The following is a 24,053-nucleotide window of genomic DNA, read 5'->3' as shown; positions in this document are numbered from 1 at the left end:
GCAAGGTGATTTGAAATGTACCTTGATGCGAACTTTCGCTTTTCGCTTCTTATAAAACAACTATGTTAAAATGAATGAAGAAAAAAGTGAAAGTAGAACGAGGAGCTGACAATTTTGAAAGACTTTGAAGAAAAAACATTAACCTCTAAAGAATTATACAACGGAAAAATCATTGATTTGGTTCTTGAAGATGTAGAGCTACCAAACGGGAAACAAGGGAAACGAGAAATTATCAAACATCCAGGTGCAGTAGCCGTCATTGCTCGTACAGATGAGAACAAAATCATCTTGGTCAAGCAATATCGAAAAGCATTAGAACGAGCAATCGTTGAAATCCCAGCTGGTAAATTAGAAAAAGGAGAAGAGCCTGTGCATACAGCTCTCAGAGAATTAGAAGAAGAAACAGGATACACGACGCAACAACTGCGAAAACTCACCGCTTTTTATACATCTCCAGGATTTGCAGATGAGATTGTGCATATTTATTTGGCCGATCAATTGATTCCCCTTGAAGAGAAAAGGGAATTGGATGAAGATGAATTTGTCGAAGTGATGGAAGTTTCGTTAGAAGAAGCCCTGCACCTCATTGAGAAACAGCACATTTATGATGCAAAAACAGCCTATGCCATTCAGTATTTACAATTGCAAGAGGTTATTGAGTCAACAAAATGAGAGAGTTTTTTGCCGACATCCATATTCATGTAGGTAGAACGAGGACAGGCAGGGCTGTCAAAATTACGGGTGCAAGGTCGCTCACCATTGACCAAATTTTAATTGAAGCTTCACAAAATAAAGGAATGGGCATGATTGGTGTCATTGATGCACAATCTCCGGAAGTGCTAGAAGAATTAATCGATGGGGTTGAGGAAGGACTGTATACCGAACTCGCTGATGGCGGACTATCATTTGGACAAACGGTTTTACTTTTAGGCAGTGAACTAGAAATCAATGATGACAATTCAAATGGACCCATCCATGTGCTTGCATTTATGCCGACATTACAAAAAATGTCCGAGTTTTCAGGATGGCTCTCACTTCATATGAAAAATGTTCACTTGAGTTCACAGCGTCTTTATGTTGATGGCAGAACACTTCAGCATAAAGTCAAAGAGCTTGGCGGCTTGTTTATTCCTGCCCATATTTTCACGCCGCATAAAAGCTTATATGGCAAAGGAGTTAAGACCTCTTTAAAAGAAGTATTCGATCCAGAACTCATTGATGCGGTTGAGCTAGGTCTTAGTTGTGATACATCAATGGCTTCTCAGTTAAGTGAATTAAACAGATACCCATTTTTAACGAATTCAGACGCACATTCCTTAGGGAAAATAGCAAGAGAGTATACAAAAATTCAGATGGATCATGCTTCTTTTGAAGAATTCAAACTCGCCCTTCAAGGGAAAGACGGCAGAAAGATCACAGGGAACTATGGGCTGGCACCGCGGCTTGGAAAGTATTATCATACGACCTGTGAAGCATGCGGGATAAGGCCTGAAAAACAAGACCAAGAAAAATGTCAATCATGCGGGAAAACCAGATGGACAAAAGGGGTGAGTGAGCGTTTAAAAGAGCTTGCTGATCAAGAAAGTGGCAAAGGAGAAAGACCGCCTTATGTCCATCAGTTACCACTTCAGTTTATTCCAGGGGTCGGGGCAAAAACATTACAAAAGCTAAGAAGTGTGTTTCAAACTGAAATGAATATTTTACATCAAGCAACAGAAGAGGAATTAAAAGCGGTCCTGCCAGAAAAAACGGCCAATTATATCATCAAAGCGAGAAGGGGAGAGGTAGGACTCATCGCTGGTGGCGGTGGAGTCTACGGTAAGGTGGATATTCATCATGAATCAACTTAAATGGACTTGTCAGACATTTGAAGAGCTCTCAAAAGAGGATCTTTATCATATTTTAATGGAGAGAGTGAACGTTTTTGTTGTAGAACAAAAATGTCCTTATCCTGAAATCGATCAACGCGATCAACAAGCCCTGCATTTAATGGCAAAAGAAAATGACACCATCGTGGCGTACTGCCGGATCTTCCCAAGCGGAGTAGTGTACGAAGAAGCATCCATAGGGCGTGTGCTTGTAACACAAGCTGGCCGGAAAAAAGGCTATGGCAAATTACTGCTCAATGCCGCTTTAGACAAGCTGAATGAACGAAACGAAACAAGCGTTAAAATACAAGCACAAGCCTATTTGAAATCGTTTTACGAATCGTTCGGTTTTGAAGTGGTTTCAGATTGCTATGACGAGGATGGAATTCCTCATATTGATATGGTGAAAAAGAAAAGAGCATATTGAACATATCTAGCTAGTCATTTAAAGGGATGTTCCTACTTTAACATGCTAAAAATAAATGTAGAAACGATAAATACAGAAGTGCTTATGATCGTTAATAAACAGATCATAGGCACTTTTATTTTGCTTTTTTGTGACAACTAGATCAAATAATTGGTAAAATTTTAAAAAATAGGACGAACGACCGTTTCTTTTTGTCTAAAAATGTAGTTAAATGACAAAAAAAGCGATAATAGGGAGAGTGAGTAATGTGAACGTAAAGTCATTTGGAGCAGGGCTATGTATGGCAAGCTTGATCATGGCATCGGTCACTTTTGGCGCGCCGGATCTATCTGCAAAAGAACAAGTGAAAAAAGAATATATGATCGGTTTTTCTTCTTCCATTCAAGACAGAGCACAAAAACAGCTAGTTGAAAAAGCTGGTGGACGTGTGAAGGAATCAATAGAACAAATAGATGTAATGAAAGTTTCATTAAATGATGTATCGAAAGAGAAGCTGGAACAAACAAAAGAAGTGACCTTTATTGAAGAAGATCAAAAGGCGAAAACAAACCGTCAATCCGTGCCATATGGGATAAAAAGTATCAAAGCCCAAAAGGTACATAAACGGGGATATGCTGGGCAAAATGTCAAAATCGCTGTACTGGATAGTGGCATTGATGCCAAACATGAAGATCTCCATGTAACAGGCGGGGTCAGCTTTGTTCCAACAGAATCGGATCCGCTTGTTGATCCACATGAGCACGGAACGCATGTGGCAGGCACGATAGCAGCACTAGATAATAAAGTCGGAGTCGTTGGTGTTGCACCAAAAGCTTCTATTTATTCTGTTAAGGTAGCAGATCAAAATGGTGACGGTTACTATAGCTGGATTGTTCAAGGCATTCAATGGGCAATCGAAAACGACATGGATGTCATTAATATTAGTATGGGCGGAGCCAATGAATCGGAGGCACTGAAAGAAGCAGTAGATGCAGCTTATGAGAAAGGGATTCTTATCGTCGCTTCTGCTGGAAATGCAGGAAGCTACGGTTCATTAAATACAATCGATTACCCGGCCAAATACAGCTCCGTCATGGCAGTGGCATCTGTTGATCAAAGAAATCAAAGAGCCTTTGATTCCTCAGTTGGAGAAGAGGTGGAAGTATCCGCACCAGGCGTTGCAACGTTAAGTACGATCCCTGGGAACGAATATGGGTATAAAAGCGGAACGTCAATGGCATCACCGCATGTAGCAGGAGCAGCTGCTGTTATTCTATCAAAGCATCCGAATCTGACAAACGAAGAAGTGCGTGATAGACTGACAAAAACAGCGACAAAGCTTGGAGAGCCGTTTTATTATGGGGCAGGGCTTGTGAATATCCAAAAGGCAGCAAAGTAAAAGGGAAAGAGAAAGCAGAAGAACTGCTTTCTCTTTTTTTACGATAAAACTGTCATGTTTCGTATTCTCTCTCATAGAATCTAGTAACCTTACGATTTGGGAGGAAGACGTATGCGGAAAAAGTCTTGGAAGGAACATCTTCTTCAGCACGTAAAAGACCACCTATCCATTTATCTGTTTGTCTCTGTGCTCTTTTTAATGGGAGTGATTTTTGGAGCCATTATCGTTAATAGTATGACCATCAGTCAGAAAGAGGATTTATTCTATTATTTAAATCAATTTTTTGGGCAGTTGACGAATGAGAAAGCGGCAGAATCAAAGGAAATGTTTCTACAAAGCTTCTTGCATCATATGAAATATTTAGGGCTTATGTGGATACTCGGTATCTCCATTATTGGGTTGCCACTCATCTTTCTCATGATATTTTTAAAAGGCATTGTCGTTGGTTTTACAGTCGGATTTTTGGTTAATCAAATGGGCTTAAGTGGCTTCTTTCTCTCATTTGTCTCTGTCCTTCCGCAAAATATTTTACTCATTCCAGCCTATTTAGTGATCGGGACTTGTGCGATCGCGTTCTCCATTCGTCTGATTGGACAGCTTTTCTTGAAAAAAACCATTAGTCAAGCGCCAATCCAGTGGTTTGGAAGATATGCATCAGTGCTGCTCATGATATTAGCGCTTGCGGCACTATCCTCATTCTTTGAATCCTACCTATCGTTTATGCTGATGAAAAAACTGGCGGGTGTCCTTTTTTAACTTTTTTATAATCATTATAAAATAATAATAAATTTATTTATCAATTTAAAATGATTATAGTTGGCTCTCTGCACATCATTTGATATAATGATCAAGTAATGTGGCGTAGGAGGGAAAGTCAATGGAAAATCGGATTGATCGAATTAAGAAACAGCTTCATTCTTCCAGCTATAAGCTCACGCCACAGCGTGAAGCAACAGTAAGAGTACTGCTTGAGAATGAAGAAGACCATTTAAGTGCAGAAGATGTATACCTCCTCGTAAAAGAGAAGTCTCCTGAAATTGGTCTTGCTACTGTTTATCGGACGTTAGAATTATTAACTGAACTTAAAGTTGTTGATAAAATTAACTTTGGTGACGGCGTTTCACGATACGATCTTCGTAAAGAAGGTGCCGCGCATTTTCATCACCACCTTGTTTGCATGGAGTGCGGGACAGTCGATGAAATTGAAGATGATTTATTAGAAGATGTTGAAGAGATTATTGAACGCGATTGGAAATTTCAAATTAAGGATCATAGACTGACATTTCATGGCATTTGCCATCGTTGTCACGATACATCCGGCAAATAATCCGAAACTGGAACCTTTTCATCAAAATGAAAGGGTTTTTTGCATGTTTGCTGTATATTCCTTGTCCCATCTGGCATATGCTGAAGTAATGAGAAGATGAGAAAGGACATGACAATGATGGGAAAATGGCTCAAAACAACAGGCGAAGTTGTGAAAGTATTTATCTTGTTTACTGGTTTTACCGTCCTGTTCTATTATGCTATGATATGGATAAATTCAGAATATGAAAGCTATCATCGTTATGATAAACCAGAAGGTGCAGCCATTAAAGTGATGGAAATGGATCAGCCAGAACAAGACAACTGGCAAGATCGATTGATTTATTTTTATCAAAACGGGGAGTAGAAATCATTGAACGATCAATTATCCGATTTTATTCATTTCATGACCGTAGAGAGAGGACTCTCTGAAAATACCATCGTCTCATATAAAAGAGACTTACAGAAATACTTAACCTTTTTAATGACACATGAGCAGTTGACAGACATAAAAGATGTCTCGCGATTACATATCATTCATTATTTGAAGCAGCTGAAGGATGAAGGGAAATCGAGTAAGACGTCCGTACGGCATCTATCATCTATTCGCTCCTTCCATCAATTTTTGCTGAGAGAAAAAGTGACTACGGATGATCCATCGTGGAACATTGAAACGCAAAAAACAGAGCGAAAGTTGCCAAAAGTGCTGTCATTAGATGAAGTAGAAAAGCTACTCGATACACCAAAGCAGGAAACGCCTTTTGACTACAGAGATAAAGCCATGCTTGAGTTATTATATGCAACAGGCATTCGTGTGAGCGAAATGCTTGATTTGACCCTTGCTGATGTTCATCTGACAATGGGCTTTATTCGCTGTTTTGGTAAAGGGAGAAAAGAACGAATCGTCCCTATCGGCGAAGCAGCTACAAGTGCAATTGAAATCTATTTAGAAAAAGGAAGAAGCAAGCTGCTAAAAAAACAGCCGGCAGATGCCTTATTTTTGAATCATCATGGTAAAAAAATGTCAAGACAAGGCTTCTGGAAGAATCTAAAAAAGCGCGCCACAGAAGCAGGTATTCAAAAAGAATTGACGCCGCATACACTCAGGCATTCCTTTGCCACGCATTTACTGGAAAATGGAGCGGATTTAAGAGCCGTACAGGAAATGCTCGGCCACTCAGATATCTCAACCACTCAAATCTATACGCATGTCACAAAAACAAGACTGAAGGATGTGTATCACAAATACCATCCGAGGGCATAAGTAAAGTATGGCACATTGAATGTGTACCATGCTTTTTTATGTTTGTACCGTTTAAGGTTGTCAATTGCCTTGAAAACGGTTTATACTTGAGATGTCAGACCTCTAAACAAAAGGTCATAGAACAACAATATTGAAGGAGGCGCTTTTGAATGCCTGATTATCAGTATAAACGTATTTTCCTGATTGTACTGGACTCAGTGGGGATTGGGGAAGCTCCTGATGCCGCTGATTTTAATGATGTAGGTGCAGATACACTTGGACATATTGCAGAAAAAATGAACGGACTTCATATGCCGAATATGGCGAAGCTTGGACTAAGTCATATTAAAGAAATCAAAGGAATTCCAGCGGACGAAAAACCGCTTGCGTATTATGGAAAAATGCAAGAAGCTTCAAACGGAAAAGACACAATGACAGGTCACTGGGAAATCATGGGCCTTTATATAGACACTCCGTTTAAAGTGTTCCCAGAAGGGTTCCCTGATGAATTATTAAATGAATTAAAAGAAAAAACAGGACGAGGCATTATTGGCAACAAGCCTGCTTCTGGTACAGAAATTTTAGATGAGCTAGGCGAAGAGCATATGAAAACGGGGGATCTCATCGTTTATACATCTGCAGATTCCGTTCTGCAGATTGCTGCACATGAAGAAGTGGTCCCATTAGAAGAGCTTTATCGCATATGTGAAATGGCAAGAGAGCTCACATTAGATGAAAAATATATGGTAGGGCGCATTATCGCTCGTCCGTTTGTTGGCGAGCCTGGGGCATTTGTGAGAACACCAAATCGTCACGACTATGCGCTAAAACCATTTGATCGCACAGTCATGAATGAATTGAAAGACGATGGGCTTGATGTGATAGCGATTGGGAAAATTTCTGATATTTATGATGGGGAAGGCATCACGTCATCTCTTAGAACAAAATCGAATATGGATGGAATGGACAAACTGGTCGATACATTGAAAATGGATTTCACTGGGCTCAGCTTTTTAAATCTTGTGGATTTTGATGCGCTTTATGGCCATAGAAGAGATCCAGAAGGTTACGGAAAAGCACTAGAGGAGTTTGACGCACGTCTTCCTGAAGTGTTTGACCTACTACAAGAGGATGACCTGCTTGTCATCACAGCGGATCATGGGAATGACCCGGTTCATCATGGAACGGACCATACGAGAGAATATGTTCCACTCATTGCATACAGTAAAAAGCACAAGGACGCGCAGGCATTACCAACATCAAAAACCTTTGCAGACCTTGGAGCAACTGTTGCAGATAATTTCCAATCAACGTTGCCTAAATACGGTACAAGCTTTTTATCTAAACTGAAATAGGGGGAGACCACGTGGGCGTACAGTTTTCAGAAGCGGCGGCATATATTAAACAAGCATCAACATATCAACCGACAGTTGGATTAATTTTAGGCTCTGGCCTTGGCATTTTGGCAGATGAAATTGAAAATCCAATTCAATTGAAATACGAAGATATCCCTGGATTCCCTGTGTCAACAGTTGAGGGGCATGCAGGACAGCTCGTCATTGGAACGTTAAAGGGTACTGTTGTTTGTGCCATGCAAGGACGTTTCCATTTCTACGAAGGATATGATATGAAGCAAGTGACATTTCCGGTTCGAGTCATGAAGGAAATTGGCATCGACACATGTATTGTGACAAATGCAGCCGGCGGTGTGAATACATCTTTTCAACCAGGTGATCTCATGCTGATTACCGACCATATCAATATGATGGGGACCAATCCTTTAATCGGTCCAAATGATCCCCAAGGCGTACGTTTTCCAGATATGTCAGCGCCGTATGACAAAGACCTCTTGGCACTTGCAGAGAAAACTGCACAACAATTAGGTATTTCTGTACAACAAGGTGTGTATGCTGGCATGACTGGTCCTTCATATGAAACACCGGCAGAAGTCCGTTTCCTTCGAACGCTAGGAGCGGATGCAGTGGGGATGTCGACAGTACCAGAAGTCATCGTAGCGCGTCATGCAGGATTGAAAGTTCTTGGCATTTCATGTATTTCCAACGCTGCATCTGGCATTTTAGATCAACCGCTGTCACATGATGAAGTCATCGAAGTGACGGAAAAAGTGAAAGCGAGTTTCCTTGATTTAGTGAAAAATGTGGTGCAACAACTGTCATAGCATGTTTTAAAAGCCTTCTGTACATCAAACAGGAGGCTTTTTTCATGCAATCACATGAACTCTGAATAAAACAGTCACTACCAGGAAAAAATGTAAAGGATTACGATAATGGAGGACTGCCACTTGAAACGTCATTTATGTGCATTGTTTATCTTGATGATTATGATCTCGATGGTTTCACCATCAGCTATAGCGAATGAAAAAGGAGAAAAGGGTTCTGAGAAGCAAACGTCAGAATTGGCGCATGAAGCCAAATCAGCCATCTTAATTGAACGTGACACGGGGAAAGTACTGTACAACAAGAATAGTGATGAAAAGCTTGCACCCGCCAGTATGACCAAAATCATGACGATGCTACTCATTATGGAGGCCCTTGATCAAGGGAAGTTAAAAATGAAAGACAAAGTGAGAACAAGTGATTATGCCGCATCAATGGGTGGCTCACAAATCTTCCTTGAACCTGGAGAAGAAATGACGGTTGAGGAGATGCTAAAAGGGATTGCCATCGCTTCAGGCAATGATGCTTCCGTTGCAATGGCTGAACATATCTCTGGATCTGAGGAACAGTTCGTACAAAAAATGAACCAAAGGGCAAAGGAACTTGGTTTAACCTCAACAGCCTTTCAAAACCCGACTGGGCTTCCTGAAAAAAATCATTACAGCACCGCTCATGATATGGCCATCATGGCGAGAGAGCTCTTGAAATATGAAAAAATCACGAAGTTTACCGGCGTATACGAAGACTATCTCCGCCAAAACACAGATAAGAAATTCTGGCTAGTCAACACAAACCGTTTGATTAAGTTTTATCCGGGTGTGGATGGAGTGAAAACTGGTTTTACAGGAGAAGCAAAATATTGTTTAACCGCATCGGCTAAAAAAGGCAACATGCGCGTGATTGCTGTTGTATTCGGCGCAAGTACACCGAAACACAGAAATGCCCAAGTGGTGAAAATGCTAGATTACGCATTTAGTCAATATACAACACATCCGCTTTATAAAAGAGGACAAGAAGTAGCCGAGATCAAAGTCAGCAAAGGAAAAAAGAAAACCGTAAAGCTTGTCACATCTGAACCGATTTCACTTTTAACGAAAAAAGGGGAAAATGTGGACCAATTGAAAAAAGAGATTAAATTGTCTCAACATGTCACTGCACCTTTTTCAAAAGGCACAGAGCTTGGCACGATTGTATTGAAAAAAGACGGCAAAATACTACATGAAAGCCCTGTTGAAGCAAAAGAAGGAATGGAAAAAGCAGGTATTTGGACGTTCTTTAAACGGACGATGGCTGATTTTGTGCATTGGAAATAATTAATAAAAAGACTGCAGTCATGTGCAGTCTTTTTTGCTATGATCAAAAACATCATCTAAATGTGACGAATGATCACTAGTTTTGTCATGGTGAAGGATTTACTTCGTGTGAAAGAGAAACACTCTTTATCCGAAATTAGAGCAAGGAGGAAGAAAAAGATGAGCCTTAGTATTGATTTTCAAGTAAAGCAGCGTGTGCTTTGTATTCGGTTGACTGGAGAGCTCGATCATCATTCCGCAGAAACATTGAGACAAAAGGTGACGAATTATTTGGAAACACAGGACATTCGCCATATCGTGTTGAATTTGGCTGATTTATCGTTTATGGACAGCTCTGGCCTCGGTGTCATTTTAGGGAGATACAAACAAATTAAGCAGCTTGGTGGAGAAATGGTCGTCTGTGCGATCTCACCAGCGGTAAACAGGTTATTTGACATGTCTGGCTTGTTTAAAATTATCCGAATGGAACCTTCAGAGCAAACAGCGCTACAAACATTGGGGGTGGCATCATGACAAATGAAATGAACCTGACTTTCTCTGCTTTGAGTCAAAATGAATCCTTTGCAAGGGTGACAGTGGCGGCATTCATTGCCCAGCTTGATCCAACATTAGATGAATTAACAGAAATAAAAACGGTTGTCTCAGAGGCTGTGACGAACTCCATTATTCACGGCTATGATGGAAATCCTGATGGGAAGGTGCATATTAGTGTCACATTAGATGATCATATTGTGTACCTCACCATCCGCGACGAAGGGATGGGAATCACAGATCTGGATGAAGCGAGACAGCCGCTTTTTACAACAAAACCAGATTTAGAGCGCTCTGGAATGGGCTTTACAATCATGGAGAATTTTATGGATGATGTCTTGGTAGACTCATCTCCAGAAATGGGCACAACCATTCGTTTAACAAAGCACCTATCAAAAAGCAAAGCGCTTTGTAATTAAGGAGCTGCACATATGGATGTGGAGGTAAAAAAACAAGCGAAAAAGGCACAGCTGTCAAACGATGAAGTTAAAAGCCTCATTAAAAAAAGCCAAGACGGAGATCAACAAGCAAGAGACCTCCTCGTAGAAAAAAACATGCGTCTTGTTTGGTCCGTCGTTCAGCGCTTTTTAAATAGAGGCTATGAGCCTGATGATCTGTTTCAAATTGGGTGTATCGGTCTATTAAAATCTGTTGATAAGTTTGATTTGTCGTATGATGTCAAGTTTTCAACATATGCCGTCCCAATGATCATTGGAGAAATTCAGCGGTTTATCCGGGATGATGGAACAGTGAAAGTGAGCCGATCTTTAAAGGAATTAGGGAATAAAATTAGACGGGCTAGAGATGAATTATCCAAATCTCATGGAAGAATGCCAACTGTACAGGAAATCGCAGATTATCTTGATATCACACCAGAAGATGTCGTCCTCGCCCAAGAAGCCGTCCGTTCTCCATCTTCCATACATGAAACCGTCTACGAAAATGACGGAGACCCGATCACATTACTTGATCAAATTGCCGATCATTCAGAAGAAAGATGGTTTGATAAAATTGCGTTAAAAGAAGCAATCAAAGAACTAGAAGAGCGGGAAAAACTGATTGTGTACTTGCGTTATTATAAAGATCAAACGCAATCTGAAGTAGCCGAACGTCTAGGGATTTCACAAGTACAAGTCTCAAGGCTTGAAAAGAAAATTTTAAAACAAATTCAAATGCAGATGGATCAAAAAGACGGCTAGCCAATTCGGCTAGCTTTTTTTGTGTGGTAATTACCGGTAAATCAAGTTCTGTCGGTATGAGAACCATTTTTCACCACATACTATTTTTAACCCATCGTATAGGAAGTGACTTGGATGGACGGACAAATCTTTATTCGGCTGCGCCATCGTATTAAGACCGGTAATGATCAGCTTATTTATTTAAAGGATATCGCCCAAATCACGGGTCCAGAGTCGACAGTACAAAAGCTTACGAAGCTGCCAGTGTACCATGTCAGCAAAAAAGATCGGCACATCGTGGTGCTGGACATGATACACGTCGTCAAAATGATCAAAAAATCGTGGGAAGACATCGACATTCAAACCGTCGGAGGATCTGAGGTCATTGTTGAAATTGAGACAGGCAAACGTCAACTATCTCCTGTGTTATTTGTTTTTGTGTGGCTCCTTTTATTTGTCGGAGCAGCCCTTGCGATTATGAATTTTCACGAGGACGTCAGTATGCGGCTTGTTCATATTCGCCTATATGAAATGATCACAGGACAAACCGTCGAGCATCCTTATTTATTGCAAATTCCTTATAGCTTTGGTCTAGGATTGGGCATGATTTTATTTTTCAATCATGTATTCAAAAAGCGTTTAAATGAAGAACCGAGTCCGCTCGAAGTGGAAATGTTTAAATATCAACTCGATCTCGATCATTATGTCGCACTCAATGAAAATAAAGAAACACTGAAAGATATCCATGATCGGTAAATGGCTTTTTGTGATGCTTGTTGGGCTTGGTGGTGGTTTGACTGTTGGGGCAGGATTTGTGGCGTTTCTAACGGTGCTCGGGATTATTCCTCGTCTTATGCAATTGACCAAAACGCAGCATTACATACAAGGATATGAAGCGGCGGTGATATGTGGTGCAGCTGTTGGCGGGTGGGCTACGTTACACCATGTGCATGCCCACTTATCAAAATGGCTCACGCTTCCAATCGGTCTTTTGTCGGGCATCTTTGTTGGAATGCTTGCAGCAGCGTTGACTGAAGTTCTAAATGTCCTTCCGATCTTAACAAAAAGAATTGGCTTGGACGGGAAAATTGTGTTATTGCTCATGGCCATCGTTTTAGGTAAGGTATTCGGCTCACTATTTCACTGGCTTATTTACATTTAATCATTTTGGAGGGAACTACACGTGTCAAGTTTAAAGCAGAATTATCCATCTAAAGTAAAAACGTATCAGCCTAAACCTCCTTATCTACTCAACTGCGTGAAGGCGTTTCTCGTTGGTGGCTTCATTTGTGTTATAGGAGAAGGGTTACAAAACTTTTATATTCACTTTTTTGACTTTAATGAAAAGACGGCGGGCAATCCGACTGTTGCCACCCTCATTTTAATTTCTTCTATTTTAACTGGGATTGGCATTTACGATAAAATTGGACAATTTGCTGGAGCAGGATCGGCTGTCCCTGTCACAGGATTTGCAAATAGCATGACAAGTGCTGCTCTTGAACATAGAAGTGAAGGACTCGTTTTAGGTGTTGCCACGAATATGTTTAAACTTGCTGGGAACGTGATCGTCTTTGGGGTCGTTTCGGCATATGTCGTAGGGATCATTCGATACATCATCGAAAAGATGTTTTCGTAGGAGGAATGAAACGTGAAATTAACAGGAAAGCAATCTTGGGTTTTTGAGCATCAACTTTATGTAAATGCAGAAGGCACGGCTGCAGGACCGAAAGAAAAAGAAGGCCCGATTGGTCAATTGATCGATAAAACATACGATGAAATGCACTGTGATCAAAAAAACTGGGAAATGGCAGAAAGACAGCTGATGAATGATGCGATTTCAATTGCCCTTTCAAAAGCGAATTTACAAAAAAGCGATATCGATCTTTTGCTTGCTGGTGATTTACTGAATCAAAACGTCACCGCTAATTATGTAGCAAGAGAACTGAAAATCCCATTTTTATGTCTTTTTGGGGCTTGCTCCACATCAATGGAATCCATCGCAATCGCATCAGCACTCGTAGATGGTGGCTTTGCAAAAAGAGCAATTGCTGCCACAAGCAGCCATAATGCGACAGCAGAACGTCAATTCCGAAATCCAACAGAATACGGCGGACAAAAACCAGATACAGCGACAAGCACAGTGACAGGAAGCGGGGCTGTCATCATCAGCGAGGAGCCATCTCAAATTCAAATTACAAGTGCAACGGTAGGGCGAGTCATGGATCTTGGCATTACAGACCCATTTGATATGGGATCGGCTATGGCGCCTGCTGCGGCAGACACGATCAAGCAGCACCTGGAAGATTTGGGTCGGACTGTTGATGATTATGATCTCATTTTAACTGGTGATTTATCTGGGATTGGTTCTCCAATCTTAAAGGATCTTTTGAAAGAAGACGGCATTCAGCTCGGCCGAAAACACGATGATTGCGGTTTAATTATTTATACACCAGATCAAAATGTGTTTGCTGGAGGAAGTGGCTGTGCTTGTTCAGCTGTCGTCACCTTTAGTCATATTTTCCATGAAATGAAAGCAGGCAAATGGAAACGAGTATTAGTCGTGGCAACAGGAGCACTTCTTAGCCCAATGATGGTTCAGCAAAAAGAAACCATCCCAACCATTGCACATGGTGTCGTATTTGAGCGTGCAGGAGGAGAAGGCTAATGGAATATCTCATCGCTTTTGTTGCAGGAGGCCTCATTTGTGTCGTTGGCCAGCTGTTATTAGATGTCATGAAACTCACACCTGCACATGTCATGACAACCTTTGTTGTGGCTGGAACCATTTTAGATGGATTCGGTATTTATGATAAATTTATTGAATTTGCTGGAGCTGGTGCGACGGTGCCAATTGTTAGTTTTGGACATAGTTTGCTGCATGGAGCGATGCATCAAGCAGATGTTCATGGATTTATTGGCATCGGGATCGGCATTTTCGAATTAACCTCTGCTGGAATATCAGCTGCGATTTTATTTTCATTTATTATCGCATTGATATTCAAACCGAAAGGATAGCGAGATATGGGGCGAAAACGGAAGGTCATTTTAGTGACAGATGGAGATATATACGCTGCCAAAACCATTGAACTTGCCGCCAAAAAGGTAGGCGGGAGGTGCATTTCAAGCTCAAAAGGAAATCCAAGTAAACGGACAGGTCCTGAACTAGTACAGATGATTTTAAAGACGCCATATGATCCTGTATTTGTTATGTTCGACGATTCCGGTCTGACAGGTGAAGGAACGGGAGAAGCTGCCATGAAATATGTGGCACGTCACCGTGACATTGAAGTGATCGGAGCGATTGCAGTCGCATCTAAAACGCATCAAGCCGAATGGACAAAGGTGGATGTCTCGATTGATCGAGAAGGTGAATTAACGGAATACGGTGTGGACAAACACGGACTCCCAGAGCTTGAACCTCATAAGATGAGTGGGGATACGGTCTATTGTCTCGATTCACTTCAACTTCCGTTTGTTGTAGGAATTGGAGATATTGGTAAGATGGGGCGAAAAGATGATCTGAGCAAGGGATCACCTATCACAATGAAGGCAGTCGAACTAATTTTAGAAAGGAGCGGATTCCATGAACAAAGAGAAGGTAAACGTGTTCCGAGACCCGAAGAAAAATGAAGATTACTTCAAAGAAAATGTCGGAATGGGGCTCAGCTTTGACCTAGGTGTTCGGAAAATCTATATTCATGATCAAGAAATTCAGCTGTACTATGTCAATGGCTTATGTGATACGCAATTTATCATCTTTCTATTAAAAGAATTGGTTGAAATCAACGACAACGAACCCGAATCAGATGACATGGCTCGTGTTGTAGAAAACCGTCTGATCAATCAGCAAGTCTCAAAAGTGGAAACATTGGATGAAGCTGTGGATCAAGTACTTTCTGGTCTAGTCGCAGTCGTGGTAGAAGGAGAAAACTATGCACTCATCATTGACGTCAGAAGCTATCCCGGTAGAACGCCAGAAGAGCCGGATACAGAAAAGGTCGTCAGAGGTGCAAGAGATGGATTTGTTGAGAATATTATCGTCAATACAGCATTAATTAGAAGACGAGTGAGAGATGAAAAACTGCGCTACAAAATGCTTAAAGTGGGAGAACGCTCAAAAGCCGATGTATGTGTTTGCTACATTGAAGATATTGCAGACCCAGACCTTGTCGACATTATTGAAAAAGAAGTATCAGCAATTAAAGTAGATGGCCTGACGATGTCCGACAAAACAATCGAAGAATTTATCATTAAGCAAGCGTATAATCCTTTTCCGCTTGTCCGGTATACAGAAAGGCCAGATGTGGCGGCTAACCATATTTTAGAGGGGCATGTCATCATCATCACCGATACATCCCCTAGTGTCATTATCACACCGACCACTATTTTTCATCATGTTCAGCATGCAGAGGAATACCGGCAAGCACCATCAGTTGGTACTTTTTTAAGATGGGTCCGGTTTTTAGGGATCATGTGCTCCACCTTCTTATTGCCCGTTTGGTTTCTGTTTGTGCTAGAACCAAATCTGTTACCGGACAATTTAAGTTTTATTGGACTGAATAAGCCTTCACAAATTCCTGTCATTCTCCAAGTGTTTCTTGCCGACATTGGGGTCGAATTCCTCAGGATGGCGGCCATTCATACGCCAACCGCACTATCGACCGCAATGGGCTTGATTGCAGCTGTATTAATTGGACAGATTGCGATCGATGTCGGTTTATTTACACCTGAAGTTATTTTGTACGTCTCACTCGCAGCGATAGGCACATTTACAACACCAAGTTATGAATTGAGTATCGCGAATAAAATCGTTCGATTGCTCTTATTAGGGCTAGTGGCAATCTTTAAACTGAATGGACTTATCATAGGTTTCACGTTGTTAATCATTTTCTTAACTTCCATTCGTTCATTACAGACACCTTATATGTGGCCGTTCATTCCTTTTAATGGGAAGGCGTTGTGGCAAGTGCTCATTCGGACGTCTGTCCCTGGCTCAAAAGTGAGACCAAGTATAGTTCACCCTCAAAACAGATCAAAAATTCCGCCAAATTCATAACCTTCATTGAAACTGGCTGAAGATTGTGATATTGTATGCTTAACTTTGAGAAACGGCAAAAGACAGCTATTGAAGCTGTCTTTTTTCAGCCGAGGCGTGGAAAGAGGGTATGACATTGTATTTACACGGCACTTGCAGACAAAATGAACTCGGACATTTAGAAATTGGTGGTGTTGATGCCGTTACTCTAGCGGAAACGTATGGAACACCACTTTACGTATATGATGTGGCTTTAATACGGGAGCGCGCAAAAAGCTTTCAAAAAGCATTCATCGAAGAAGGACTAAAAGCACAAGTTGCATATGCGAGTAAAGCATTTTCTTCCATTGCAATGTTTCAGCTCGCGAAAGAAGAAGGTTTATCACTTGATGTTGTGTCTGGAGGAGAGCTCCACACAGCTATTTGTGCCGGATTCCCTGTAGAGAAGATTCATTTTCATGGCAACAATAAAAGCAGAGAAGAATTAAAAATGGCATTAGAATATGGCATCGGCTGTATTGTGGTCGATAACTTCTATGAAATCAAGCTCATTGAACAGCTTGGTCAAGATTTATCAAAACGTGTAAAAGTGTTGCTTCGTATTACACCAGGTGTGGAAGCACATACGCACGATTACATTACAACGGGGCAAGAAGATTCAAAATTCGGATTTGATTTGCATAATGGACAAGCTGACGAAGCCGTAAAGCAAGTGCTTGGGTCAGAGGTCATTGAGCTATTAGGCGTTCATTGCCATATTGGCTCCCAAATCTTTGATACGGCTGGGTTTGTTCTAGCGGCAGATAAGATTTTTATGAAGCTAGATGAATGGAGAGATTCATTTGGTTTTATTTCAACTGTGTTAAATTTAGGTGGTGGCTTTGGAATCCGTTATACGGCTGATGATGAACCACTTCCTGCAACCGAATATGTCGAAAAAATCATCCAAGCGGTCAAAGCCAACGTCAACCGTTACGCTTTTGACATGCCAGAAATTTGGATTGAGCCAGGTCGCTCGCTTGTAGGTGATGCAGGGACGACCCTTTATACGATTGGCTCTTCAAAACATGTGCCTGGGATTCGGGATTATGTGGCCATTGATGGGGGAATGAGTGATAACATTCGTCCGGCTTTATATCAAGCAAAATATGAAGCGGCAAGTGCCAATAAAATGGGACAAAATCACGATCAAACCGTTTCAATTGCTGGAAAATGCTGTGAAAGCGGGGATATGCTGATTTGGGACATTGACCTGCCAGACTTATCGCAAGGTGATTTGTTAGCAGTCTTTTGCACAGGTGCTTATGGCTACAGCATGTCCAACAACTATAACCGCATCCCGCGTCCAGCGGTTGTGTTTGTAGAAGATGGCGAAGCCCAGCTTGTTGTTGAGAGAGAGACATATGAGGATATTGTAAAACTTGATTTACCTTACCAATCAAAAGTAAAATCATCAACATAAAAAAAGCTGCCTGATCATCAGGCAGCTTTCGTTTTATTGATTTATTGACCACCAGTGAAAACTGACAAAATCGCATTCCAAATGGAGACTAAGAAATCCCAAATCTTTTGCAGAAGATTTTTCCCTTCGTCCGATTCTATGAAATTCGTAATCTTGTCTTTCGCTTTATCAATCTGACTTCCTACTTCTTTCCAGTCAATGTTGATGTTCTTCATTTTATCGAAAAGAGAAACGAGTTGATCTTTCTGCTCTTGCGTCAAGTTTAAGTTCAAATCAGAAGCAGCTTGATCCACTTTTTCTTCTACTTCTTTCGTTGTTTTAGGAACACCGTTTTTCGCAATGTCATCTTTGATTTTTGCAATCAGGGCAGATGCATTGTCATTTCCGATAGAGTCACCCAATTTAGATGTTGTCACAAGCTCTTCGTTCGCCACTTGTTTCACATCTTCAGGAATGGCTTTGTCGCTTGACACTTCATAAGCTTTTAATAAACCAGTAAGTGCTGCTGTACCAGATACTTCAAATGGGGCAGTCACGGACACTTTTGCATCCTTGACCCCAGCTGTCATTAACGCATTCAGATACATTTCGTCTGTAATGGTCTTAATGTTATGAGTATCTACTGTGAGCCCAGTACCTGATTTTTCGATTGTGATAGATGAAGAGGATAATGCCCTCGTTCCAATATCAGCACGCGGGATATACTTTCCTAAATATTCATGCTCTTCTTTATTGGTCACTTCAATTTTTGTCGCATGTTCAGGTGGATTTAACTCGTTAAGCACCTTCTGGCGATCAGCCGGTGTTAAGTCTTGCCCGAGTGTAACGATGACATCGCCGACAGCTGCATCTGCTAAGCTGACTTTAGGCGCACCAATTAGGAAAAGGAGTGCTGCCATCATTCCAAGCATTGTTTTTTTAAACATGTTGACCTCCTTCAAGTCGAAAGCGTTCCTCATTTAAGAGAAACTGATCTATGAGCACATGTTGGCGTACTCCATTATTTAGACGTAACAAAACCGTCTGACGTTTCAACTTTCTTTTTCGAAACTGTTTTGATCCAAATACGTAGGGAAAAAGTAGCTGGTTCTTTCATTTTATCAATGATGGAGGAAGAGGTAAATAACAATCAAGAAATAGGGGATGTTTAACAACATCGTAAATGTGCTATAATGAGCGTTGTTTAACCTGAAAGGAGATTGTGAAAAATGGCGAAAAAAGGATACATACAATTAACAAATGGGAAGAAAATTGAGTTTGAACTATACCCAGAGGCTGCACCTGGTACTGTCGCAAACTTTGAAAAACTAGCGAATGAAGGTTTTTATGACGGATTAACATTCCATCGCGTAATCCCTGGCTTTGTCAGCCAAGGTGGCGATCCAAACGGAAATGGTACGGGAGGTCCTGGTTACACAATTAAATGTGAAACAGAAGGAAACCCTCATCAACATGAAAGAGGTTCATTGTCAATGGCGCATGCTGGTAAAGACACTGGTGGAAGCCAATTCTTTATCGTACATGACCCACAACCTCATCTAAATGGTGTTCACACTGTTTTTGGAAAAGTGACATCAGGTATTGAAGCTGTTCTTGATATGCAACAAGGTCAAGGCATGGAAAAAGTCGAAGTTGTTGACGCATAATGAAAAGAGAACACCGCGATTGCGGTGTTTTTTTATGGAATCAATTCTCTAAATAGACATGAATTATGGTATAATAGAACATATATTCGTCATTTTCGTGTGATTGGGAATTAAGAAAAAGAAAGCAGGTGTGCAAGATGAAATCATTTACAACAGAAGAAAAGAGACAAATGATTGACGAAATTCAACGTTTTTTTGCAAACGAAAGAGAAGAAATCATTGGAGAGATTGCGGCAAGTGAAGTATTGGCTTTTATCACACAACACCTTGGAATGTACTATTATAATCAAGGGGTGCGCGACAGTCGAGACATAGCCGTCCAACGAGCACAAGCCTTAGAAGAAGATTTGTTTGCACTTGAAAAAAGAGGTTAAGAGAAAAGCATCTTTTATTCAAGTGTCATGTCATAAAAAGAAAAACGCAGAAAACCCCCTTAATAAAGAACGCACATTCGTATCATGTGTCATGATAAAAAGGCGGAAACCAATGGTCCGTCTGAATCGTTATATAAGTGACCATTAATGAAAAACTGCTTTTTTGGTTTTATTTCAGCGAGATAAGGAATAAAACATACAAATAGCGAAGTGATGATCATGGAGGTTCTAAATATGGGGAAAATTAAATTGAAAATAGCCATTTTGTTAGTCTTATTGCTTTGTTTAGGTACAGGTTATCTTTACATGAATGGGTTGAAAATTGAAGATGTACCAACTGCTATTGGTGAAAGTTTAACAAATAATGATAAAGATTATACAATCTATGAATATACCATTACGAAAATTGATGGAGAAGAATATTACGGTCAAGCCGAAAATGGAACAAAAATCATTTTTAATGGAAAGAAATTTGAAGATGATGTGTCCGATTTAAAGAAAGGCGATCGAATTAAAGCATACTTTAGTAATGAAAAAAGAATTGATGGTCTTATAAAAGTGGTGAAAATCGTAAAATAACAGGTCTTCTTTCCTAAAAGGGGCCTTTTTTTGTGATACGAGAGACAAATTTTGATTGTTGCAATTGTGAACGATGATCGCTATAATACCCCCTAAGGACAGCTAAATATCGATTGTTATCCTTCGGGGCAGGGTGAAAATCCCGACCGACGGTAATAAAGCGTATGCTTTACAGCCCGTGACCCGTTAATTTATTAACGGTTGATTCAGTGAAAAGCTGAAGCCGACAGTGAAAGTCTGGATGGGAGAAGGATAAAGAAGGCTATGAATGAAAAATTTTTACCAAACATAGCTTTATTTCTAATGCAAAAAAACCAAAGCCCCGGAATGTTTTCCGGGGCTTTCTGTATGTTTAAAGCAAGCAGTGACAACATGCAGTCATGAGTAGGTGATCCCTTATCTACCTTGTATGGACCATAAAAAGCGACGAAGGTGCTCAATCGATCACATGTCCCTAACATCGCTTTTCATGAAGTGAGAAATACAAATGAGAAAGAAAGGGAGGATCACATGTTTACGGGAATTATTGAAGAAGTAGGCACAGTCCAGTCATTAAGGAAGAAAGCGTCAGATGCCATGGAAATTGTCATCAAATGTAGCCGTGTGCTTGAAGATGTTCATCTTGGTGACAGTATTGCAATCAATGGGGTATGTCTCACAGTGACAAGTTTTACAAAAGAACAGTTCGCTGCAGATGTCATGCCAGAGACGGTGTCATCCACTTCACTTTTTGACTTAAAATCAGGAAGCTCAGTCAATCTTGAACGAGCCATGTCTTCAAATGGACGATTCGGTGGCCATTTTGTATCAGGCCACGTCGATGGAACGGCTTTGATTACCCGAATAGAAAAGAAAAGTAATGCCATTTACTATGATTTAAAGATGGACAAGAGCCTTACAGATATGCTCACACAAAAAGGATCAATTGCAATAGATGGTGTCAGCTTGACCATTTTCGATTTGCGTGATTCACACGTCACAGTCTCGATCATTCCTCATACGCTTGAAGGAACCATTTTCCCGACTAAGTCCATCGGGCAAATCGTGAATATCGAATGTGACATGATCGGTAAATATATTTATCGCTTTATCACAAAAGAGCAAGGCGAAAACGAGCCATCCCGATTGACCCCATCATTTTTAAGAGAGCACGGATTTTAGGAGGCGATTGTATGTACCATTCAGTTGATGAGGCAGTAAATGCCCTAAAACAAGGAGAAATCATTATCGTCATTGATGATGAAGATAGAGAAAATGAGGGAGACTTTGTGGCGCTTGCTGAGCATGCAACGCCGGACGTCATTAATTTCATGGCTGTCCATGGAAGAGGTCTCATTTGCACACCGGTTCATGCGTCGATTGCCAAGCATCTGAACCTACATCCAATGGTCGAGCGAAATACGGATGCACACCATACAGAATTTACAGTGAGCATTGATCATACATCAACAACAACTGGAATCAGTGCTTTTGAGCGATCCACCACGATCTTGGCCATGTTAAATCAACACACAAAACCAGAAGATTTTGCTCGACCGGGTCACGTCTTTCCACTCATCGCGAAAGAAGGCGGGGTACTAGAAAGACCAGGTCATACTGAAGCAGCCGTTGATCTTGCGAAACTGGCAGGTTCATATCCTGCGGGTGTCATATGTGAAATTATGAATTTGGATGGAACAATGGCACGTGTACCTGACCTAAAGGAGATTCAAAGAAAACATGATTTAAAGATGCTGACGATTGAAGCATTGCAGACATATTTAAACAATCAAACAACGACGATTGAAACAAAATAAACTCACAAAAAAGGATGATAAACATATGAATACAATACAAGGTCATGTAGTAGCAGAAGGTCTAAAATTCGCGATCGTGGTCGCTAGATTTAATGATTTTATTACGAGTAAGTTATTAGATGGAGCAGAAGATACATTGCTAAGACATGGTGCAAATGGAGATGACATCGATGTCGTGTGGGTGCCAGGTGCATTTGAAATCCCTTATATGGCAAAAAAACTAGCAGAAACAAAAAAATACGACGCCGTCATTACACTTGGAACAGTCATTCGTGGTGCAACCACTCATTATGATTATGTTTGCAATGAAGCGGCGAAAGGAATTGCCCAAAGCGCGCTCTCAACAGGGGTACCAATTATCTTTGGTATACTGACAACAGAATCAATTGAACAAGCCATTGAAAGAGCAGGAACCAAGGCTGGAAACAAAGGCAGTGAATCGGCAGCTGCTGCCATTGAAATGGCCAACTTAAATCGAACGTTCCGTTAATTTCATGAAAAGAGTTTAAAAACTGCATGAAAATGTTTATAATGTGTGATGTGCATGTGCAAATGAATCGCGCATGATATTTGCTAGAAAAAAGCACAATTTCAATATTGAGGGGTATATATGTTAATTCGTTACAAGAGGTCTTTTGAGAAAATTGCTATGGGACTCCTGTCCTTTGTGCCGGGTGAGAAGGACGTCAAACACCTTCAGCAAACGATGAAATCGTATGAAATGGATGAAGATCGACAGTTGTTCCTTTGGAAAGATGGCGATGATATCGTAGGTGCCATTGGTGTGTTACACACAGACGACCAAGTACAAATCGAGCATATTAGTGTGAATCCATCCCATCGAGACCAAGGAATCGGCAAGGAAATGGTTTTAGCCGTAGAAGAAGTATTCAAAACGAAAACACTCATTCCGAATGAATTAACGCAAGGCTTCTTTCATAAGTGTCATAGTGAAACAAATTAAATATCACACATGTAAAAGCAGAGGTTATTTGCCTCTGCTTTTTTTACGTTCGATTTGTCTTTCACGTTCAAGCAATACATCGGTCCGGTCCCGAAGTCGATGCTTTTCAAGTAAAAATGTGTGGTCTAAATTACTTTCCTTCCCGAAGGTAAGACCTTCCTTTTGCGCCATTTCGATGCATTGAGATAGGAGTGCTTGATCGTTGATCGGAAGCATCACACTCTCATAGGGCATGTCTTCAATCATTTTCTTTTTTAATGTTCGAAGGAGCTGGATGAACGCTTGATCATCGAGACCTAGCTTCGATAAGATGGTCCGGTCTGTTTCTAATAGGCGAAGGCTATTTGAGATAAGCCGTTTCGCTCCTTGATGATTTCCCCGTCTTTGATGGTAAAGTGCGACAGCAAGCTGTATGAAACCTACCCAGTACGCCTTACGTTGCCCAGGTGGATCTTCTTTCCAATATTCTTCAAGAATTTCATGACACTCGAAATAATCCCTTGTTGTATGAAATTCATGTAAAAAAGCCAAATATGATTTAGGATACAAAGTCGTCATCTCCTTTTCCACTCATCAGTCTAACATACTGAAAAGAAAAGAAGAAAGAGCGCCCCTTACATAGAAAGGACGCCCTGTTTCTTTAATAAATCCAAGCCGCGCCAACGATGATAAGCAAGATGAACAGCACAACAATAAGCGCAAATCCTCCGCCGAAGTAATAGCCATCTCCCATAATGATACGGCCTCCTTTTTCATCAGTTCTGATTACAGTTGTAT

31 protein-coding genes, 1 pseudogene and 1 riboswitch are annotated in these 24,053 nt (G+C 40.8%); of the genes and pseudogenes, 29 read left to right on the top strand and 3 right to left on the bottom strand.

Annotated elements, in window-relative coordinates:
- Positions 1-114: 114 nt before the first annotated feature.
- From AB1K80_RS13205 to lysA, 22 genes are all read left to right on the top strand, one after another.
- Positions 115-672: an NUDIX hydrolase gene (locus AB1K80_RS13205; protein WP_412857129.1), complete on the top strand. Its 558-nt coding sequence runs from the start codon at positions 115-117 to the stop codon at positions 670-672.
- On the top strand, positions 669-1,850 hold the full coding sequence (locus AB1K80_RS13200; RefSeq protein WP_412857128.1) for a TIGR00375 family protein: 1,182 nt from the start codon (positions 669-671) through the stop codon (positions 1,848-1,850). Before AB1K80_RS13205 ends, AB1K80_RS13200 begins: the two co-directional genes overlap by 4 nt.
- Complete coding sequence (locus AB1K80_RS13195; RefSeq protein ID WP_412857126.1) at positions 1,837-2,295, top strand: GNAT family N-acetyltransferase; 459 nt, start codon at positions 1,837-1,839, stop codon at positions 2,293-2,295. Before AB1K80_RS13200 ends, AB1K80_RS13195 begins: the two co-directional genes overlap by 14 nt.
- 247 nt (positions 2,296-2,542) lie before the next feature.
- A complete protein-coding gene (locus tag AB1K80_RS13190) occupies positions 2,543-3,673 on the top strand; it encodes a S8 family peptidase (protein ID WP_412857124.1) in 1,131 nt (376 codons plus the stop codon).
- 111 nt (positions 3,674-3,784) lie between these two features.
- Complete coding sequence (spoIIM, locus tag AB1K80_RS13185; protein WP_412857122.1) at positions 3,785-4,429, top strand: stage II sporulation protein M; 645 nt, start codon at positions 3,785-3,787, stop codon at positions 4,427-4,429.
- 121 nt (positions 4,430-4,550) lie between these two features.
- Entirely contained in the window at positions 4,551-5,000 is a 450-nt protein-coding gene (fur, locus tag AB1K80_RS13180) for a ferric iron uptake transcriptional regulator (protein WP_412857121.1), read from the top strand.
- 117 nt (positions 5,001-5,117) lie between these two features.
- Positions 5,118-5,345 carry a YqzK family protein gene (locus AB1K80_RS13175; protein WP_412857120.1) on the top strand — a complete coding sequence of 76 codons (228 nt, stop codon included), beginning with the start codon at positions 5,118-5,120 and terminating at the stop codon, positions 5,343-5,345.
- 6 nt (positions 5,346-5,351) lie between these two features.
- Complete coding sequence (gene xerD, locus AB1K80_RS13170) at positions 5,352-6,242, top strand: site-specific tyrosine recombinase XerD (protein ID WP_412857118.1); 891 nt, start codon at positions 5,352-5,354, stop codon at positions 6,240-6,242.
- 149 nt (positions 6,243-6,391) lie between these two features.
- Entirely contained in the window at positions 6,392-7,576 is a 1,185-nt protein-coding gene (deoB, locus tag AB1K80_RS13165) for a phosphopentomutase (RefSeq protein WP_412857117.1), read from the top strand.
- Positions 7,577-7,587: 11 nt separating this feature from the next.
- A complete protein-coding gene (locus AB1K80_RS13160; RefSeq protein WP_412857116.1) occupies positions 7,588-8,400 on the top strand; it encodes a purine-nucleoside phosphorylase in 813 nt (270 codons plus the stop codon).
- A 156-nt stretch (positions 8,401-8,556) separates the two neighbouring features.
- Entirely contained in the window at positions 8,557-9,711 is a 1,155-nt protein-coding gene (locus tag AB1K80_RS13155) for a D-alanyl-D-alanine carboxypeptidase family protein (protein WP_412857149.1), read from the top strand.
- Between the two features lie 159 nt (positions 9,712-9,870).
- Positions 9,871-10,224 (top strand): anti-sigma F factor antagonist, encoded by a 354-nt coding sequence (gene spoIIAA, locus AB1K80_RS13150; RefSeq protein ID WP_412857114.1) that lies wholly within the window; start codon positions 9,871-9,873, stop codon positions 10,222-10,224.
- Positions 10,221-10,661: an anti-sigma F factor gene (gene spoIIAB / locus AB1K80_RS13145; RefSeq protein ID WP_412857112.1), complete on the top strand. Its 441-nt coding sequence runs from the start codon at positions 10,221-10,223 to the stop codon at positions 10,659-10,661. Before spoIIAA ends, spoIIAB begins: the two co-directional genes overlap by 4 nt.
- A gap of 12 nt (positions 10,662-10,673) precedes the next feature.
- Entirely contained in the window at positions 10,674-11,441 is a 768-nt protein-coding gene (gene sigF, locus AB1K80_RS13140; RefSeq protein ID WP_412857110.1) for an RNA polymerase sporulation sigma factor SigF, read from the top strand.
- Positions 11,442-11,555: 114 nt separating this feature from the next.
- A complete protein-coding gene (locus AB1K80_RS13135; RefSeq protein WP_412857108.1) occupies positions 11,556-12,176 on the top strand; it encodes a stage V sporulation protein AA in 621 nt (206 codons plus the stop codon).
- On the top strand, positions 12,166-12,582 hold the full coding sequence (locus AB1K80_RS13130) for a stage V sporulation protein AB (protein ID WP_412857106.1): 417 nt from the start codon (positions 12,166-12,168) through the stop codon (positions 12,580-12,582). The genes AB1K80_RS13135 and AB1K80_RS13130 overlap by 11 nt, the downstream gene beginning before the upstream one ends.
- A 21-nt stretch (positions 12,583-12,603) precedes the next feature.
- Complete coding sequence (gene spoVAC, locus AB1K80_RS13125; RefSeq protein ID WP_412857105.1) at positions 12,604-13,056, top strand: stage V sporulation protein AC; 453 nt, start codon at positions 12,604-12,606, stop codon at positions 13,054-13,056.
- A 12-nt stretch (positions 13,057-13,068) separates the two neighbouring features.
- The gene (gene spoVAD, locus AB1K80_RS13120) at positions 13,069-14,085 is read left to right on the top strand and encodes a stage V sporulation protein AD (RefSeq protein ID WP_412857103.1); all 1,017 of its coding nucleotides are present in this window, start codon (positions 13,069-13,071) and stop codon (positions 14,083-14,085) included.
- Entirely contained in the window at positions 14,085-14,435 is a 351-nt protein-coding gene (spoVAE, locus tag AB1K80_RS13115; protein ID WP_412857102.1) for a stage V sporulation protein AE, read from the top strand. The genes spoVAD and spoVAE overlap by 1 nt, the downstream gene beginning before the upstream one ends.
- A 6-nt stretch (positions 14,436-14,441) precedes the next feature.
- Positions 14,442-15,050 (top strand): stage V sporulation protein AE, encoded by a 609-nt coding sequence (locus AB1K80_RS13110; RefSeq protein WP_412857101.1) that lies wholly within the window; start codon positions 14,442-14,444, stop codon positions 15,048-15,050.
- Positions 15,004-16,476: a spore germination protein gene (locus AB1K80_RS13105; protein ID WP_412857100.1), complete on the top strand. Its 1,473-nt coding sequence runs from the start codon at positions 15,004-15,006 to the stop codon at positions 16,474-16,476. Before AB1K80_RS13110 ends, AB1K80_RS13105 begins: the two co-directional genes overlap by 47 nt.
- Before the next feature lie 115 nt (positions 16,477-16,591).
- Positions 16,592-17,917, top strand: a complete 1,326-nt coding sequence (lysA, locus tag AB1K80_RS13100) for a diaminopimelate decarboxylase (RefSeq protein WP_412857098.1) — start codon at positions 16,592-16,594, stop codon at positions 17,915-17,917.
- Between the two features lie 41 nt (positions 17,918-17,958).
- Here lysA and AB1K80_RS13095 read toward each other — a convergent pair whose 3' ends face one another.
- Positions 17,959-18,843: a DUF1002 domain-containing protein gene (locus tag AB1K80_RS13095; RefSeq protein WP_412857096.1), complete on the bottom strand. Its 885-nt coding sequence runs from the start codon at positions 18,841-18,843 to the stop codon at positions 17,959-17,961.
- A 282-nt stretch (positions 18,844-19,125) separates the two neighbouring features.
- Between AB1K80_RS13095 and AB1K80_RS13090 the strand changes: the two genes are divergently transcribed.
- The 7 genes and pseudogenes from AB1K80_RS13090 to AB1K80_RS13060 all read left to right on the top strand — a co-directional run bounded on the left by AB1K80_RS13090 (position 19,126) and on the right by AB1K80_RS13060 (position 23,276).
- Positions 19,126-19,563: a peptidylprolyl isomerase gene (locus tag AB1K80_RS13090; RefSeq protein ID WP_412857094.1), complete on the top strand. Its 438-nt coding sequence runs from the start codon at positions 19,126-19,128 to the stop codon at positions 19,561-19,563.
- A gap of 137 nt (positions 19,564-19,700) precedes the next feature.
- Complete coding sequence (locus AB1K80_RS13085; RefSeq protein ID WP_412857093.1) at positions 19,701-19,937, top strand: DUF2164 domain-containing protein; 237 nt, start codon at positions 19,701-19,703, stop codon at positions 19,935-19,937.
- Between the two features lie 234 nt (positions 19,938-20,171).
- Positions 20,172-20,516: a hypothetical protein gene (locus AB1K80_RS13080; RefSeq protein ID WP_412857091.1), complete on the top strand. Its 345-nt coding sequence runs from the start codon at positions 20,172-20,174 to the stop codon at positions 20,514-20,516.
- Positions 20,517-20,631: 115 nt separating this feature from the next.
- Positions 20,632-20,773: riboswitch (FMN riboswitch) on the top strand.
- Positions 20,774-21,026: 253 nt separating this feature from the next.
- Positions 21,027-21,677 (top strand): riboflavin synthase, encoded by a 651-nt coding sequence (ribE, locus tag AB1K80_RS13075; protein ID WP_412857090.1) that lies wholly within the window; start codon positions 21,027-21,029, stop codon positions 21,675-21,677.
- Positions 21,678-21,688: 11 nt separating this feature from the next.
- A pseudogene (ribB, locus tag AB1K80_RS13070) lies at positions 21,689-22,303 on the top strand (3,4-dihydroxy-2-butanone-4-phosphate synthase); the annotation flags it as partial.
- Between the two features lie 34 nt (positions 22,304-22,337).
- Positions 22,338-22,802 carry a 6,7-dimethyl-8-ribityllumazine synthase gene (gene ribE / locus AB1K80_RS13065; RefSeq protein WP_412857089.1) on the top strand — a complete coding sequence of 155 codons (465 nt, stop codon included), beginning with the start codon at positions 22,338-22,340 and terminating at the stop codon, positions 22,800-22,802.
- A 120-nt stretch (positions 22,803-22,922) separates the two neighbouring features.
- Positions 22,923-23,276 carry a GNAT family N-acetyltransferase gene (locus AB1K80_RS13060; protein WP_412857087.1) on the top strand — a complete coding sequence of 118 codons (354 nt, stop codon included), beginning with the start codon at positions 22,923-22,925 and terminating at the stop codon, positions 23,274-23,276.
- A 24-nt stretch (positions 23,277-23,300) separates the two neighbouring features.
- Here the strand turns inward: AB1K80_RS13060 and AB1K80_RS13055 are convergent, their stop codons facing one another.
- Together AB1K80_RS13055 and AB1K80_RS13050 are read right to left on the bottom strand one after the other, a co-directional pair.
- Positions 23,301-23,825 carry a DUF309 domain-containing protein gene (locus tag AB1K80_RS13055; RefSeq protein WP_412857086.1) on the bottom strand — a complete coding sequence of 175 codons (525 nt, stop codon included), beginning with the start codon at positions 23,823-23,825 and terminating at the stop codon, positions 23,301-23,303.
- Positions 23,826-23,916: 91 nt separating this feature from the next.
- Positions 23,917-24,009, bottom strand: a complete 93-nt coding sequence (locus AB1K80_RS13050) for a YjcZ family sporulation protein (RefSeq protein WP_412857084.1) — start codon at positions 24,007-24,009, stop codon at positions 23,917-23,919.
- Positions 24,010-24,053 lie beyond the last annotated feature (44 nt).

Source organism: Bacillus sp. 179-C3.3 HS (assembly GCF_047229225.1).
Classification (GTDB): Bacteria; Bacillota; Bacilli; order Bacillales; family Bacillaceae; genus Bacillus.
Note: the sequence above shows the minus strand (reverse complement) of the source record. Positions and strands in the feature narration are given on the sequence as shown.